This is a genomic window from Zavarzinella formosa DSM 19928 (genome assembly GCF_000255705.1).
Classification (GTDB): Bacteria; Planctomycetota; Planctomycetia; order Gemmatales; family Gemmataceae; genus Zavarzinella; species Zavarzinella formosa.
Window position 1 is genome coordinate 1,063,931 of the sequence record NZ_JH636441.1, and the last position, 13,261, is coordinate 1,077,191.

The window sequence follows — 13,261 nt, forward strand, 5'->3', positions numbered from 1 at the left end:
TACCAAGATAGAAACCGCTCCTCTCCAATCCCGCCGGGAGCAAACCGCGTGAGTTCGTTTTCGAAATGGTTGTCCGGCCGACCGCTTTACTTGTCCGGTTGGTGCATCGTTGCAGCCTTCGGGACCTATTTTTGCATGTACGGGTTCCGCAAACCGTTCACCGCCGGCGCTTACACGGATTTTTCCTTTCTGGATATCGGCTTCAAGACGGTTCTGGTCACTTCACAGGTGATCGGGTACATGTTGTCCAAATTCATCGGGGTGAAAGTCGTTTCCGAACTCTCCCCCTCGCGCCGGGCGTTGGGGATTCTCGGCTGCGTCGTGTTTGCGGAATTGGCCCTGCTTGGTTTTGGATTGGTCCCGCCGCCGTATAACTTTCTGTTTTTGTTTCTCAACGGCCTGCCGCTCGGAATGGTCTTTGGCATGGTGCTTGGTTTTCTGGAGGGCCGCACCGTGACGGAAGCCCTCGTCGCCGGGTTGTGCGCCAGTTTTATCCTTGCGGACGGCGTCACCAAATCCGTGGGAACTTATCTGCTGAAAGACGGCGTTCCCGAAATGTGGATGCCGTTCGCCGCCGGGTTGGTGTTTGGCGTGCCAATGATGTTGTTCATCTGGATGCTCACCCAAATTCCCCCGCCAAACGCGATCGATGTGAAACAGCGGGGGGAGCGGGCGCCCATGAACCGGGACGCTCGTCGGGATTTTGTGCGCCGGCACGGAATCGGTCTGACCGGGTTGTTGGTGACCTATCTGTTGGTGACCATCATCCGCAGCATGCGGGCCGACTATGCCCCGGAGATTTGGAAGGGGCTTGGCTATGCCTCCGTGCCCAGTTTGTACACCAAATCCGAATTGTGGGTACTGCTCGGCGTCACCTTGGTGAACGGGATCACGTTCGCCATCCGGGACAGCCGGCGGGCTTTTTTCACATCTCTCGGAATCGCCATGTTTGGCTGCGGAATTGTGATTGCTTCGTTTTTTGTCGTTGAATCGGGAATGGATGGGTTCGCCTACATGGTGATGGTCGGGCTTGGCTTGTATGTCCCTTATGTGGCGATGCACACCACTGTGTTTGAGCGACTGATCGCCATGACGCGCGACCGGGGAAACATTGGCTTTTTGCTCACGTTGGCCGACGCCATCGGCTACCTGGGATATGTCGGCGTGATGATCTCCCGCGAAATATGGGGGAAAACCGGGGATGTTTTGGGTCTGTTCCGATTGGTCAGTTTTGGAGTGGCCACCGCCTCGCTGCTTCTCCTCGCCGTTGCCTGGACATTCTTCGGACGACGGCAGCAACAAATAGAATTAGCCGCAGAATCCACCTGACGTTTCCCGAGGCCGTTCCTTGATCCCTGAAGCCACCGTCGCCTTGTTTCATGCCGTCGGCCAGCCGTTTGACATCTGTGTGATTCCCAAGCCGGTCGCCGGGCCGGGGGAGATGATTGTTGATGTCACCGGTTGCACCATCTGCGGCAGCGATCTGCACACATGCGCGGGACATCGACAGGTGGCGGTGCCGACGGTGCTTGGCCATGAGGTGATCGGCCGGGTCTGCGAGTTCGGGCCGGAAGCCCCCCGGACAGATTTCACCGGGAAGCCGCTTTCCATCGGTGACCGGGTGACATGGTCCGTGGCGGTGAACTGCGGCCACTGCTTCTTCTGCAATCGCGGGCTTCCGCAAAAGTGCGAACGACTCCTGAAATACGGACATGCAAAGTTCGACGGCCGACCGGATGGCGGCTTGACATCCGTCGTCGTTCTCCGGGCGGGATCGGCCGTTTTCCGCATTCCGGACTCTCTTCCCGATGAAGTCGCCAGCCCGGCGAATTGTGCGACGGCCACCGTTGTCGCGGCCCTTCGCGTCGCGGAAACTCTGGCGGGGCAAACAGCCTTGGTCCAAGGAGCCGGAATGCTCGGCCTGACGGCCTGCGCAATGCTCCACACCGCCGGGGCAAGAGTGCTATGCGCGGATCCGACTCCAAGCCGCCGGGAGTTGGCGAAACAGTTCGGAGCCGAGAGTGCCGTCTCCCCGGAAGAAGTTTCGGAGGCGGCCAAGGTTCTCACTTCCGGCTACGGGTTCGACATGGCTTTCGAGTTCTCCGGGGCCGCCGCCGCCATGCCCGCCGGTTTGGCGGCCATCCGCATCGGCGGCACGTATGTTCTCGCAGGGGCCGTCTTCCCCGGCCCGTCATTGCCAATCGATCCGGAACAGTTCATCCGTCGGCATCTTCGCCTGTTTGGCATCCACAACTACACTCCAACTGACTTGGGGGATGCCCTCTCATTTTTGGACTCTCACCCCGAATATCCTTTTGCCTCGCTTGTCAGCAAGTGGTTCCCCCTGTCCGATGTTGATGCCGCCTTTGCTCATGCCCGTTCCCCCGGCGTGCTGCGGGTGGGTGTCCGGCCTTCATGTTGAGAAACATCGTCAAAGTTGGAAATGGAAAAAATGGGTTAAAACTGACGGTTTTGCGTGGATCGGTAAATGAAGTTGGCCCGGTTATCTGGCAAATCCCTTCTCACCCCACTTCAAGACGACGAATTAGGAGGTAAGCGACGACTCTCAAATGGAAAGGCGTTCAATGTTCAGTACTCGACTTGCCTGGCTCGCCTGCGGAATGTTGGCTATTCCCGCCATTGGAATGGCTCAACAATCAGTTCCCTGTCCGACAGAAGCGTGTCCTCCGAAGACGGCCCAAATCTGCCTCCCCGTTGATGGCGGACCCAAGGACTGTTGCTGGAACCGCCTGTTGCAACGGCTGTGTATTCACGAAAAGCAGTACATTCTCGTGAGCGGGACCGTTTCGCCGGATTGCGGTTGGAACACCAAGAGCCATTGCTCCCACGGGGCGGGCTGTTTGAAATGCAAACCCGTGTGCGAACCCAAACCGGTTTGCGCTCCCCAGCCGGTTTGCGCTCCGCAACCGGTCTGCCAGACTCCGGCCCCGACCTGCGGCGATCCGAAGTGCCCGAAATGCTGTCTGCTCCGCGCCAAGCCGGTTTGCCAGACTCCGGCTCCGACGTGCGGCGATCCGAAATGCACCAAGTGCGGCCAAAGCTACACGGTGGCCCCGGTTCAATCGACTCCCGTCTACACCAACGCCACGCCGGCCGTCCAACCGGAAGTCGCCGTCGCCATCCCCGCCGCTCCGACCGCTTCCAAAGCCGGCAACGATCCGACTCTTTACCACTTGGAATCGCTGTTAAACGCCCAAGCGGCCGACTCCCGGAATTTCCAACAGACGCTGGAAAAGAAACTCGCCACGCTGGCCGCCCTGCGTTCGATGCAGGAAGCCGACATGAATGCGATGACCCAACTTGAGGGAACGCTGCGCCAAGCCCGCCTGAAGAGCCTGCCGGAACGGGGCGAGTCGGCGACGCCGGTTCCTGTGCCGGCCCTGCCGACATCCCGCCCGGCCAACCCGATGCAGATGCCGCCGAATGCCACCAAGATCCCGATGTCCGAAAACGGCCCCGTGCCGGAGCAACTGCTCCAGCAGATGGAACAGTTGAACCGGGAGATTTTGGAACTCAACCGCACCGTGAGGCAACTCTCCGGCAAGGGGAACTGAAACCCGGTCGCCGAATCGGATCGGTAGCAAACGCCTTGGGGCATGACGATCTTGCCCGGATCGTCATGCCCCAAGGCGTTTGCTTTTACAGACGACCACGGCGGGCAAACGCGGCGCATCTCATGCAATCCCTCAAACCCCTTCGATTCCACCAAAACACTCTTCATTTCCCCACAGTGATATGCCGATGTTAGGGATGGGATGATTGTGCCTGTTGGCTCTCGAATGCGGGGTTTGACCATGTCACGAATTGCACTGCTGATGCTGGCGGCGCCGGTAATGTGGGCAGCCACGGGTTGTGAAACGTCGAGGCCCGTGATTCTCAATCCCGGCGAATCTCGCGGCATGACCTATCCCGTTCAAGGCATGGTTCCCGCCCAACAACAGGCGATGAGCCCGGCGCAAGAAACGCAGATTCCCATCTCCCCGATCCAGACGCCAATGCCGCAGCTGGACCCGATCATTCCTCCGGCGAGCCCCAGTCCTTCCGTGGTTCCTTCGGAGACATTGCCGACGCCGAAAAACCCGGCCGCCCCCCCGACGCTGCCGAAAGCCGTCCATGAAGGGGCGGGAGCGTTCCGCACGAGTGAGCCTTCACCCGCCCAATCGCCTGTTTCGATGGCCACCGCCGAGGCATACATCAAGGAAATTCAGTCGAACCAACAGGCGATGCTGCAAGCAGTCGATCAAGAGATTCAACGAGTGATGGCGACGCAGACTAAAATTGACGAGATGAAACGCCGACAATCCGCCGAACTGGCCGCCCGCGAGTCGTTGCCCGCCCCGAAGGTGACGCCCGTGGACTACCAAGTCACCGTCCCCAACATTCCCGCCGCTACCGTCCCCAACATTCCTGCCGCTTCGGATGTGCAAACGTTGCCAGCCGTTCGACTCACTCTCGAACCCCCGGCGCCGATGACGCTTGCCGAACAACAAGAACGCTTGCAACGCCTGACGGCCGAGATGAACCGCCAGATGCAAGAACTTCGCTCATCCGTCCAACAATCGACCGGCCAGCCGATGAAATAATGATTATCCGCCAACCGGGGCGTGACGCACGGCCCGGTTCATTTCCAACACGGTCTTTCCACAATTCCCCGACCGGGTTTTTGAACACCAACCTTCCGGCTGAATCGTCTGAATGGTAACACCTTCGTGTTTTCCTGCCGGGAAGACGCTAAACTGATGGTTGTCAGGTCGGTTGGCATGTGGAGCAGTTCCATGCGGCACGTCGTTCGATTGCTATCAATGGCGATTCTCGGAATCCTTGCGGCCGGTCCGGTCTCGGCTCAACCACCTCGCCCCAAAATCTTGGACCAGTTAAAACCCCTGCCGCCCGGAGTGTTTCTTCCCCCGCCGGAGGGGGTGGAAATCGGCCGTCAGTCGCACGACCCGCAACCTGGCGAGCAAGACGTTGATGATCTTCGCGGCTGGCTTGACGGAACCTTGAAGCCCCGGGGCAAATCGAAGCCTGTTGATCCGAAGATGCTTGAAGATCTTCTTTCCAAGTTGAAGGACGGCAATCAGGGACTTGATCCCCGGGAGCTGGAAAATCTGCTGAAGAACAATCCGCAATTCAAAAACCCCGACTTTTTGAAGTCGCTTGAAAAAATGAGGGGCGAAGGCGATTTTCCCCGGAACTTGAAAAGGCCGATCCGGGAGAATAACGGCGATCCAAGAATCGTTGATCGAATTCCCGATTTGGATAACAAGCTCGGCAATTTCGTCGATCAGGCGAAGAAAGCTGATCCGAATGTCGGCGGTATCCCTGATGGCAAAGTTCCCGATGCCGGGGCGAATGGTGATGCCTCCAAAATCCCCGACATGAATGCCGGACAAAACAGGCCAAAGCTGGACCCCTCCACCCAAGAGTGGATTAAGTGGATGGAGAAGAACCTCGGCGATTCCCCGACCGGCCAGCAAGCCCTCAAAGAGATGATCGAGGCGATGGGCAAGGGGGATCTCAAGGGAGTATTTGACGACCTGCCGGAGTTCAAAAACGGGGAATGGAAGGACATCAACGACTGGGGCAAAGGCACCCTCGGCGACAACTGGAAGTTCAGCCCCCCCGATTGGAATTTTTCCGGCGGCGGTTCCGGCCCGAGTTTCGGCGGCGGCGGTTCCGGGTTAAACTTCGGCGGCGGCCCCTCGGTCGGGAGTATCGGACCCGGCAGTGCCGAGGGAGCCGGGGGCGGTCTGTCCGTGGTGGCCATCATCATCGGCGTAATCGGGGCGGCTTTCCTCGCTTATATCCTTTACAACAAGTGGGTGCGGGAGCAGGAAGCCCGGCAGACAATGATTGCCGCCTCCCAGCACAAATTAGACCTCACGCGCATCCGCACCCGTGAGGAATTAGTGGAGGCGTTCGACACACTTACTGTGGAAAAACTTGGGGACGAATCCCGCAACTGGAATCATCGCGTCGTCACCGAAACATTCGCCGACAACAAACCCGAAGTGGCCGAACCCGTCCAAGAGCTTGGCGAACTCTACCAAAAAGCCCGTTATGCCCCGCCGCAGGATGACCTCACCCAAGGCGAACTCTCGACAGCCGAACGAGATCTGCGGACGGTCGCGGGGGTGAACCCGTGAGCCGAATTTTCGCCGCCGTTATCGGAATGTTGTTTGCGTTCGCCGCAATCGCGCCGGCCCAAGAAAACGGTCGTTTGCATTACGGCGGGTCGGAATACTTTCGCTTCTTCCTCCACAAGCATGAACTCAAGCCTCTTGCCAACTTTCCAGAAGCCTGGCTGGAACCATCGAAAACGATTATCGTGTGTCTCGGGGATGCCTCTTGGATCACCCCGGATTTTTTTCCCAATCAAGGTGGCATTCGCGCGTTCATCGAAGCCGGCGGGGCCGTGTTGATCGCCACGGATCAGAAGTGCGACAGCCGTGACCCCAGAAGCTGGGAGCAAATTTACGGTCTCCGCATCAGCGGGGAATTGCTGACCGCAAAGGCCGATGAGTGTTTTGACGGTCTGGACGGGCGCCCGTTGGTGAAACCACGACGACATTTGCCGATCTTGGTCAAAGATTCGCCGTTTAAAATGTTGGACGGGATCTCCGCCGACGGAGCCGATGCCATCGCCACGGATCATCCCAGCGAGATTCAGTTGGTCCCCGCCATCCGGCCCGGATACATTGTCACCCCGTTGGCCGGATATCCCACAAGCGCAAAGAGAATCGAAAGCAATTTCGCCGTTGATCGGAGTTGGGACAATTTCGCCGTGAGTGTTCGCCGGGGTGGCGACCCCGGACGTCTGTTGGTGGTCGCCGATCACAGCGTATTCGTCAATGGAATGATGAAGTTCACCGTGAACAATGAAACCGGCGAACTGAGTTTCCCCAATGCGAATATTAAATTCACCAATCAGATGATTGAATGGCTGAAAGGCCCGGATGGCACGCGCACAAGATGTCTGTTTGTGCATGACAATAATGTGATCGATCAGTTCGCCAAACAGGTGCACTTGCCGCCGGACATGAACCCGCCGATTCCGCCGATCCCGCCGGACATGCTGGCCAACATGATGCTCCGCATGGCCAACCCGATGTTGACCGAATTTCAGAATCGCATTCGACCCAACAGCGCCCTTGATCGCTGGTTTGGCCGGGAGAGCCTTTGGCGTTGGTTCCTGATCGCGATGACGGCGTTATTTGCCTGGCTGATCTGGTCGCGTTTGAGTCAGGCCACTCGCAAAGAGGATCGCAGCCGATGGGTGGCGCTGACAACACTCGGCGGCCTCCTGGCCAAGGGAAGCACTTCCAAACGCAAACGGGACGATCTGATCGACACGGGCAACATTTATGAAGCCGCCCGCTGGCGAATCCGCGACCGTTTCGACCGGATCGGCGGCCAGCCGACCGACGACGGGCACATGCCACCGATCCTCATGGCCGACAACTCCCGGCAGGCCGTCGGCCTTGAAGCATCGGTGCGTCGGCTTTGGATGATCGGTTACGGCCCCAAAGCCATTCCCGTGCCGATTCACTTGTGGGATGAGTTGAATCTCGACTTGGAACGAGCGGTGAGGCTGGCGGGCAAAGGGATCTGGTGTTTCGCGGCGAATGTTCCGGCGAAGTGATGCCTCTCACTCCTCGCGGATGCTTCGCACCGCCCGGCGGCAGATTCGCAAGGTGTTCTTGTCTTCGCACCCGTCGGCCCAGCCATCCACCAGATCACGCACCCAGCCCGGCCGGGTTTTGGCGGCATCGTTGAGCCAATTCGAGACGGAATCCTGCACGTATTTTTCCGGGTCGGCCCGCAGCAGTTTCAACAGCGGCATGCCGAGCTTCGGGTTCTCCTTCAACTCTGTTAGATGATTGGTCCACACACCACACGGCCGGGTCGCCTCGGTGGCGAACCGTCGCAGGAAACGGGATTCTTCGTGAACCCACGGTTCCAACAAAGCGATGGCCCGCTTCAGATCGGCGGCGATGTGCGACCGTAACGGCATCCAAACCCATTCCCGCACACCAAAGTGCGGATCGTCCGCCAGCGGCCGGGCCAGGTCGAACCGCTCCGTCAGGGATAGTCCGGGGGCCAGCCCGATCACATAACACGCCCAACCCCGCACGGTGTCCGATTCGTGAGAAATGATTTCATCGAGTCGATTCAGTCCAACAGCCTCCAGCAAAATCCGGCCGCCGATCTCCATCCGTTTGGTGTCGATGGCTTGCCATCGACAAGTTGCCGACGGTGATCGTCCGCGACCTCCGGGAAGGCCGCCCGCATCAACTCGGAGAAATCCACCGCCAACCCTTCGGTAAGGTTGGCCGAGGACCGCGTCCCGGCATTCAACTCCGCAAGGACATCGGCGGCGATTTTGACCGATCCGGGTGTCTTCCGTTCCTTGGCCATCGCTTCTCCAGTTGTGCAAGGGAAGAACGGAGGAAGAGAAGAGTTCACGCAAAGATCGCAAAGGGGACGCAAAGTTCGCCAAAGTTGTCCTCTTTCGCTCCGAGGCTACTTCCCCCGCGTGACTGATGAAATGTTTATTTTTCAGCCAGTCACGCGGGGACAGGAGTTTGCCGGTGGGCAAGGACAACTTTGGCGAACTTTGCGTCCCCTTTGCGATCTTTGCGTGAACTCTTCTCTTCCTCTTCTCTTCCTCTTCTCGTCTCTCTCCAACTCAACCCTTCAGCATGTCATCATGACGCATCCCGCTCGGCGGGCAGTCGGCCTTGCGGCAGTTGGCGAGGGCGGTGATGGCGCCGGCGTGTTGCTCGGCGTCGTTGTCTTCCCACTCGATGCTCACGGCTCCGTCAAAGCCGACGCGATTCAGTTCGATGAAGATTTCTTCGAGGCTGTTGGCGTCCCGCTGTGTTCCGGCCGTCACGAAGTTCCAACCGTTCGCCCAATGCCCCATCGGCCGGTGTCCGCCAAGCCGCCCGGCTCGCGTGTGTTCGCGGATCACCTGCACGCCCTTGACGTGGGCGCAGTGGATGAACTTGCCGAACTCCCGGATGAATTGAATCACCGAGACGTTCTGCCATTCCATGTGCGAACCGTCGAGGTTGAAACCGACAACCCCTTCGTAACCGGCCTTGCACATCGCGTTGATGTAATCGGAAGCCGATTCGATGTCCCCCATCGCCCGTTCGCTCGGGTGACATTCGAGGTCGAACGTCACGCCGTACTGCTTGCAGAGATCCCACACCGGGCCAAATCGTTCGACGATCAATTGAAGGCTGGTTTCTCGAACGTCATCAAGATCGTAGCCTTCGATCTTCGTCGGCAGCGGCGGGAACAAGAACCAGTGGCTCCAGCAATTGGCCGGGGAACCGACAAACCCCGGCAGGGCCACCTTGCGGTCCTGCAACTTGCTCAAGTGGCCGGCCAATCGGACGCATGCCAGCAGGTCTAGCTTGGCTTGCTCATGAATCAACTTGCCCACGTTTTCCGGGACGAAATACGGGTCCGTCCGGGGCGGCTTGTTCCCGGCATCACGCCAAGCCTTGTACGCCTTGCGGGCATCCGTGCTGGAGCCGAGGAAATTGAGGGTCTTGGCCGACGGCTCATCACCGAGAACCTGCCCCTGAAGGTGCGTGGCGACGGTGAAGATTTCCAACCCGTGCTTCTTCGCCAACGCCACTCGCTCGGCGGCATAAGCGGCCGCCCCGGCGTCGGTGTCGCATTTGCGAAGGTCAAGTTCCCAAGAGGCTTCTTCCCAGCCGTCGAACCCGGCGTCTTGAACGAACTTCACCCACGGTTCGTAAGGCATGTTGCCGAACTGGCCGCGAACGAGGCCGATCTGGTGATACGAACCCTTGCCGTACTTGTGCGTGGCGGTCTGCTTGAAACCCATCGGAGAGACCCTTGTTGGAAAAGAGGATTGGAAACGTCAGGACGTTTTACGGGGGATTTGCGGATTCGTGGAGACCGGGAATGGAAAGACAAAATGCGAGTCATCAAAACATCATGGCGAACGTTGCCATCCGGCAACGTCACGCGAAACTCCCGCTTTATTCCTCGTCGCCAATCCAGTTGGTCAGCGTTTCTTCCAATGGTTCCACGGCAATTTCCAAATCCGATAACCGCCTCACCGCTTCGCGGACTTGCTCGATCATCAGCCGACGGGGGGACACCACCCCGCAACGCCGGATTTTGGCTTCCTGAAGAAACTTGGACGGGATCAAACCGCTTAACAGATCAACCACGCACATGCCGGGCTTCAGATAACCGGGGTGCAGGGTGGTTTCTTCCTCGCCGATGTCGTCGGTGATCTTCCGGCTTCCGTCCCGGCCGATAATCAACACATCGTGGCTGGTGTTGTAAACGGCCTCCCACAACAATTGCCGGCCGCCGAACGTGGCCGCCGCCCCGGCGACGGCTTCCTTGTTCTTGCTCGCCCACATGAGCATGGCCCCGGCCTTTTTCAATGCGGTCACCATCATTTTCGTCAACGGGCCAACTCCTGCGAGCATGACAGAACGCCCTTTCAACCCCTCCGGATTTCCGCGTTCCTTGAGCATCGCATCAAGGGCGTTGACCACTGTTTGCCCGAGTAGATTGCTCGCGTTCCAGCCCCCCTCGACGGGAAACAAACTGTCGGCCGATGCAACGGGCATCTTCGTCGAATCGTCATAGGCGGCGATTTCGTGCATCCCTTCGTTCGCGGAATCATCCAGCAAAACGCCCTGAAGCCGGACGGCATCAATGATCTTGCGGAAGAGTTTCAAATTCCCCACTTGCAGCGGAAGCACCCGCAGCGGCAGTTCCAATTTGACGAACGCCGAATTCAACAGGCCCGCGAGAAGTTTGGGACGTTCGCCTTCACCGGTCACACCCACGAACCGCGTCGGTTTGCCAATGTCCCGGTAACGATAAAACTCGTCGAGTTCTCGCACAGTCGCTTGGCCGGGATAAGCCTCCATCCCTTTTTCCAACGCCGCCGTCGCCCAAGGGGCGCCGATCTTTCGCCCCAACAGCGACAGCATCAACCCGGAGTCTCCCAACCCGACCACTACCGTCGGCACTGCGGGCTTGTTCAAAATCTGAATGAGCGGCCAAGCCTCTTCAGGAGTGCTGGCTTTGCAAGTCAGTTTGATGACATCCGGTTTTTTCGTCTGCATCTCGGCATAAATGGCCGCGAGATCTTTCGGTGTGGTTTCGAGGTTCGTATACGAGATCACCCGCTTATAAGTGGGAAACGGCCGGACCGAGTCGGCCGCATCCAGTTCGATGTCCACATAGTCGGCCTTGGCCATGACGGCCGACCGCAAGAGCATCGTCCGCTCATCTTCTGTTCCTTCCCACTGACCGCCATCCTGTTGGCGTTTGCACGCGAACAGAATCGGCTTCTTTTTGGCGGTCATGAGTTCGGCGAGATTGGCGTCCTTCTCGAAGCGGTCCAGCCGGACTTCGATGAGATCCGCTCCGAGCATGGCGGCATTGAGCATGTCCACCAGCGCCATGCGCCGGGATTCCTGCGAAATGGTGATGCAAATCATGAGACTTCTTGAAAGGAGTGCCTTTAGGGACGGCACGGGCATTCTAACCGCCAGCAGGGGAGCGGAAAACGAAAAAAAGAATCGGTCAAACAAAGCAGACCGGGCACAAAGGTCAGATCAAGTTCCGCAGGAAAATCAGCTCTCCCCGGAATTTGATCTGACCTTTGTGCCCGGTCTGCTTTGTGTCTTTCTTTGTTCTTATTCGCCCGACCGGAAAAGCTTGCGGAGCAATCCGGTCGTGTCATTCTTTTTCGGAGTGGGGGTCGGCGAGGAAGCCCCCGGCATTGTCCCAAGGCTGGTGCTTGAGGTGCTTGAAGCGCTTGAGACGGCCGGATGAATTCCTGACATGCCTCCCACGGAGGGAGCCGTCGGGTAACCGCCGCCCGCAAGCCCCATCGCCTCGGCATGACGCCGTTGGAAGACCGCCATCCGGTCTCGCAAACCGGCGTCGCCCCGTTGGATGGCCTCGATTTCCCGTTGAACCTCGGCGCTCAACCGCTTGAGTTCCGTTTCCTGCCGGGCCAGCATGGCTCGTTCGCGGGCCATGCCCACTTCCATTTGTCGCATCTGTTTTTCGAGCGACATTTCATCATCTTGAAGTTGTCGGCGTTCCTCGCCGAGCAATTTCTTCTGCTGGTTGAGTTGAGAGGCCTCCCGCTCAAGCTCGTCCGACCATTCTTCCAGTTCGTCCTTCGTCTTGGGCTTGGCGTTGACGATCTCTTCCAATTCCGTCAGCCGCACGCGGGCGGCTTCGTAGGCTTCGTTCACAGAATCCAGTTCGGTTTGCAACCGTTCCTGCTGATCGCTGGCTTCTTGGAGAAGTTGCCGCATTTCGTCGAGAAGCTGATTGAACTGCTGATTCTCGGCCCGCAATTGGTCAACCAATCCATGATCGTGCCCCTCCGGCGGGAGATTAATCATGGGGTCGGATTGCGGGGTGGGAATATTCACACTGCTGAGGGTCTGCAAGTTTGGTCGTTGCAGCACTCGGCTCGACCGTCGCACAATCGGTGGGGATTCGGCGGGTAAATAAGCCGCTTCCGTCGCCGTGCCGTCCTCATAACTGGCCGGAGCCGACCTGTCGAAATAGGTCGGAATCATTTCTGGAGGAATGCCAGGGCGAGGAGCAGCCGATCGGGAAACCGGAGCCGTGGCGGGGACGGGCGCATGATCGTCTGGAAATTTGATCGGCGCGGCCGGGGCGGTATGAAGTCGCCGCCGCAGGTCAGCCGTCGTGAGTCGAGTCGGTTCGTTGGCCATAGGGGGGCCCCTTATTTCATGGTCCTGAGTGAATTTTCAGGCAGGATCCTTGCCGGGTGGTCGTCCGTCTTCCGGTTGGACCGTCGGCGGGCATAATTCCACAGGGGAACTTTAAAGTGCGGAATGCGCAAGTCAAATCAAAACATCCGGTCAGGAAAAGGTTGACGATTGCGACGACGGAATCCGAAGGGGCTTTCTCATGAATGACATTAGCACAAACGAATCTCTTGAGTTTCCGTTAGAATTGGTGAAGATCGAGTCAGGGGGAACTGTCAAGCCACCTCTGGCGAACAGCAACACTTGTCGTGTACAATCTTCATTGCCCCGTCATCATATTTGTCCGTGGATCTGAACATCCCGGATAGCCCCGTCAGGAGAAGCTGGTCCATGACCTTTCTCAAACGACTTAAGTGGTTTTCAGCCTCGCTGGCGCTTGCCGGTGCGGTCACCAGCGCGGCGGTGTGGGGGGA

Annotated in this window: 12 protein-coding genes; 6 read left to right on the plus strand and 6 right to left on the minus strand. The window is 58.5% G+C overall.

Going from position 1 to position 13,261, the window contains the following annotated elements; translation table 11 throughout:
• The first annotated feature begins 48 nt into the window (after positions 1-48).
• The 6 genes from BGIM_RS51610 (at position 49) to BGIM_RS0121130 (ending at position 7,663) form a co-directional block, all read left to right on the plus strand.
• The gene (locus BGIM_RS51610; RefSeq protein ID WP_020471723.1) at positions 49-1,329 is read left to right on the plus strand and encodes a DUF5690 family protein; all 1,281 of its coding nucleotides are present in this window, start codon (positions 49-51) and stop codon (positions 1,327-1,329) included.
• 19 nt (positions 1,330-1,348) lie between these two features.
• Positions 1,349-2,422 (plus strand): zinc-binding dehydrogenase, encoded by a 1,074-nt coding sequence (locus tag BGIM_RS0121110; protein WP_020471724.1) that lies wholly within the window; start codon positions 1,349-1,351, stop codon positions 2,420-2,422.
• 163 nt (positions 2,423-2,585) lie between these two features.
• Positions 2,586-3,575, plus strand: coding sequence for a hypothetical protein (locus tag BGIM_RS0121115; RefSeq protein WP_020471725.1), 990 nt, complete (start codon positions 2,586-2,588; stop codon positions 3,573-3,575).
• A gap of 240 nt (positions 3,576-3,815) precedes the next feature.
• Positions 3,816-4,604, plus strand: coding sequence for a hypothetical protein (locus BGIM_RS0121120; RefSeq protein ID WP_157369290.1), 789 nt, complete (start codon positions 3,816-3,818; stop codon positions 4,602-4,604).
• A 192-nt stretch (positions 4,605-4,796) separates the two neighbouring features.
• The gene (locus BGIM_RS0121125) at positions 4,797-6,167 is read left to right on the plus strand and encodes a hypothetical protein (protein WP_157369291.1); all 1,371 of its coding nucleotides are present in this window, start codon (positions 4,797-4,799) and stop codon (positions 6,165-6,167) included.
• Positions 6,164-7,663: a hypothetical protein gene (locus BGIM_RS0121130; protein WP_020471728.1), complete on the plus strand. Its 1,500-nt coding sequence runs from the start codon at positions 6,164-6,166 to the stop codon at positions 7,661-7,663. Before BGIM_RS0121125 ends, BGIM_RS0121130 begins: the two co-directional genes overlap by 4 nt.
• A gap of 6 nt (positions 7,664-7,669) precedes the next feature.
• Here the strand turns inward: BGIM_RS0121130 and BGIM_RS0121135 are convergent, their stop codons facing one another.
• The 6 genes from BGIM_RS0121135 to BGIM_RS67195 all read right to left on the minus strand — a co-directional run.
• Positions 7,670-8,236 (minus strand): DNA alkylation repair protein, encoded by a 567-nt coding sequence (locus BGIM_RS0121135; protein ID WP_020471729.1) that lies wholly within the window; start codon positions 8,234-8,236, stop codon positions 7,670-7,672.
• On the minus strand, positions 8,194-8,439 hold the full coding sequence (locus BGIM_RS66535; protein WP_020471730.1) for a hypothetical protein: 246 nt from the start codon (positions 8,437-8,439) through the stop codon (positions 8,194-8,196). Before BGIM_RS66535 ends, BGIM_RS0121135 begins: the two co-directional genes overlap by 43 nt.
• Before the next feature lie 271 nt (positions 8,440-8,710).
• On the minus strand, positions 8,711-9,886 hold the full coding sequence (locus tag BGIM_RS0121145; RefSeq protein WP_020471731.1) for a sugar phosphate isomerase/epimerase family protein: 1,176 nt from the start codon (positions 9,884-9,886) through the stop codon (positions 8,711-8,713).
• Between the two features lie 157 nt (positions 9,887-10,043).
• A complete protein-coding gene (locus BGIM_RS0121150) occupies positions 10,044-11,531 on the minus strand; it encodes a type I 3-dehydroquinate dehydratase (RefSeq protein ID WP_020471732.1) in 1,488 nt (495 codons plus the stop codon).
• Positions 11,532-11,729: 198 nt separating this feature from the next.
• Positions 11,730-12,632, minus strand: coding sequence for a hypothetical protein (locus BGIM_RS0121155; RefSeq protein WP_157369292.1), 903 nt, complete (start codon positions 12,630-12,632; stop codon positions 11,730-11,732).
• A 431-nt stretch (positions 12,633-13,063) separates the two neighbouring features.
• A partial coding sequence (locus BGIM_RS67195; protein ID WP_029630241.1) for a hypothetical protein occupies positions 13,064-13,261 on the minus strand: 198 nt, incomplete at its 5' end.

Coding starts and splice junctions, on each gene's coding strand:
- BGIM_RS0121115 (WP_020471725.1), top strand. CDS start 2,586: ATGTTCAGTACTCGACTTGCCTGGCTCGCCTGCGGAATGTTGGCTATT.
- BGIM_RS0121120 (WP_157369290.1), top strand. CDS start 3,816: ATGTCACGAATTGCACTGCTGATGCTGGCGGCGCCGGTAATGTGGGCA.
- BGIM_RS0121125 (WP_157369291.1), top strand. CDS start 4,797: ATGCGGCACGTCGTTCGATTGCTATCAATGGCGATTCTCGGAATCCTT.
- BGIM_RS0121135 (WP_020471729.1), bottom strand. CDS start 8,236: ATGGAGATCGGCGGCCGGATTTTGCTGGAGGCTGTTGGACTGAATCGA.
- BGIM_RS66535 (WP_020471730.1), bottom strand. CDS start 8,439: ATGGCCAAGGAACGGAAGACACCCGGATCGGTCAAAATCGCCGCCGAT.
- BGIM_RS0121145 (WP_020471731.1), bottom strand. CDS start 9,886: ATGGGTTTCAAGCAGACCGCCACGCACAAGTACGGCAAGGGTTCGTAT.
- BGIM_RS0121150 (WP_020471732.1), bottom strand. CDS start 11,531: ATGATTTGCATCACCATTTCGCAGGAATCCCGGCGCATGGCGCTGGTG.
- BGIM_RS0121155 (WP_157369292.1), bottom strand. CDS start 12,632: ATGATTCCGACCTATTTCGACAGGTCGGCTCCGGCCAGTTATGAGGAC.